The organism is Massilia sp. TWP1-3-3, from assembly GCF_049897805.1.
In the GTDB taxonomy this organism is placed as follows: Bacteria; Pseudomonadota; Gammaproteobacteria; order Burkholderiales; family Burkholderiaceae_D; genus Telluria_A.
The window spans coordinates 1-1,650 of record NZ_JAFCWX010000103.1 but is presented as its reverse complement, the minus strand read 5'-3'; the positions used below and the strand labels follow the sequence as shown (position 1 = coordinate 1,650).

Sequence of the window (1,650 nt, the reverse complement as noted above, 5' to 3'; positions counted from 1 at the left end):
CACTGCGTCTCCCGCTGGCCGACGCGGGGCCTCATCGGCAGCGATTGCAATGTTGCGAGCAATGGTTTCCCTACCCGATTAAACGGGACATCAATGAAGCGGTATGAGGGGTGATGGCGGGCGGGTGGATGGTCAGTTTTCGGCGGACCAGACGTGACTTGTTCAGGAAGAGTTGAGCGTCTTTGGTGAAGTCGGCAGATACAGCCGCTCAGTCAATGTTTGCAGCAGATGTTTGACCGGGCAAGCGCTCGGCAGATGAAGGACGATCTTGTTCTTGTACTGTCTGACCTGCACGGCAATCTTGAACAACTTGGCGATAACCGTCGACGGCTGCGCCTGCGACAGCGCGGTATGCTGCAGTGCCTGCGTTCTCAATTGCTGGTGCAAGATATAGGCGGCGGCATGCAGCAGCAAGCGCATGCAGTTGGCGAGAAAGCTGGTGCAGGAAGTGCGGTCGGCGGCCAGATCGTCCTTGAGATGTTTGATGTAGTTTTCGGCTTGACCGCGCGCGCAGTAAATGTCTTCGTACAACATGCCAGCATCGAGTCCCGGCAAGGACGTGACGATGAAACGGGTGTTCTCACCAAGCGCCATGACCTCGGCCTTCAACAGTACCCGCCAAGCCCTTGGCCATGAGCGAGCCTTGTAGATAAATTCATCAAACAGGCGCACAGCATTGGGCGGCACCTCCTGCGACTGGGCCGCAACCCAGCGGTCGATGGCACGCAGCCTGGTCGGCTCGGCCATCGCGACAAGCTTGACGTTGCAGGAGAAACCGAAGATGAAATCGACGTTCGGCATGCTGTCGATCAAGCCCATCAATTCGGGGCCGCTGAAGTGGCCGTCGCCACGAACGAGAATGTGGGTATCGGGAAAACGCAGGCGTATCAGTTTCAGAACGCGGCGCATGATCATCGCGTTCTCGTTGCCAAATGGCCGCCTTCCAGGGCGCAGCACGGCGGCGATCAGGCCACCTGACATGCCGTCAAAGATCATCAGCGGCAGGTAGCAGGTCGAACCGTAATGGTGGTTGTAGAACGCCAGTGGCTGCTGGCCGTAGCACGCATCCTCCGAGTGATCGAGGTCGAGAATCAAGCTCTTTGGTGGGCTGGCAAAGCTGGCGATGAATTGCTCCACGAGTGCTTCGCTGACGCGGTAAATGTCCTGGCGGCTAGCGGCATGTTCGAAGCGCGAGATCGTCGCCCCCGATGCCAGCGCTGCGTCATCGTCAAACGGCAGGCGTGCCGCTCCCAGCTTGAACATCGGATCGTGACGCAGGCTGTTCGCATCGTTGCCGTCTTCGTAGCCACAGCCGATCTGGTAGATGCGCTGCGTTAAAAGATCGTGATACGAATGGCTGACGTAACTCTGATGGCGGCGGTCCGGCAGGGCTGCGGCGAGGCGCTTGGTCAGGCCGATCCGGAGGTCGACGCCACGCAGTAGAACCGGGCCAAGATCGGACGACAAGCCCCCACCGGCGAAATCGGCGCGAACTGTGTGAGCTGGAATAGAGGCAAAACGGAGCTGTTCTGGAGTAGAATTCATATCGGGCAAGGTGTGTTCGTGCTGATGGCTTAGGTTTCTAGATAACTCCCATTCTATCAATCACTTACGGCATTCTTGCCCTTTTTTATGCAAAATTCAGGCTAG

General features: G+C 57.8%; 1 protein-coding gene. It reads right to left on the bottom strand.

The genetic code is table 11. The features are described from left to right. Window positions 1–162: 162 nt before the first annotated feature. The gene (locus tag ACP7D4_RS27955; protein WP_426212694.1) at window positions 163–1,545 is read right to left on the bottom strand and encodes an IS1380 family transposase; all 1,383 of its coding nucleotides are present in this window, start codon (window positions 1,543–1,545) and stop codon (window positions 163–165) included. Window positions 1,546–1,650: the final 105 nt, after the last annotated feature.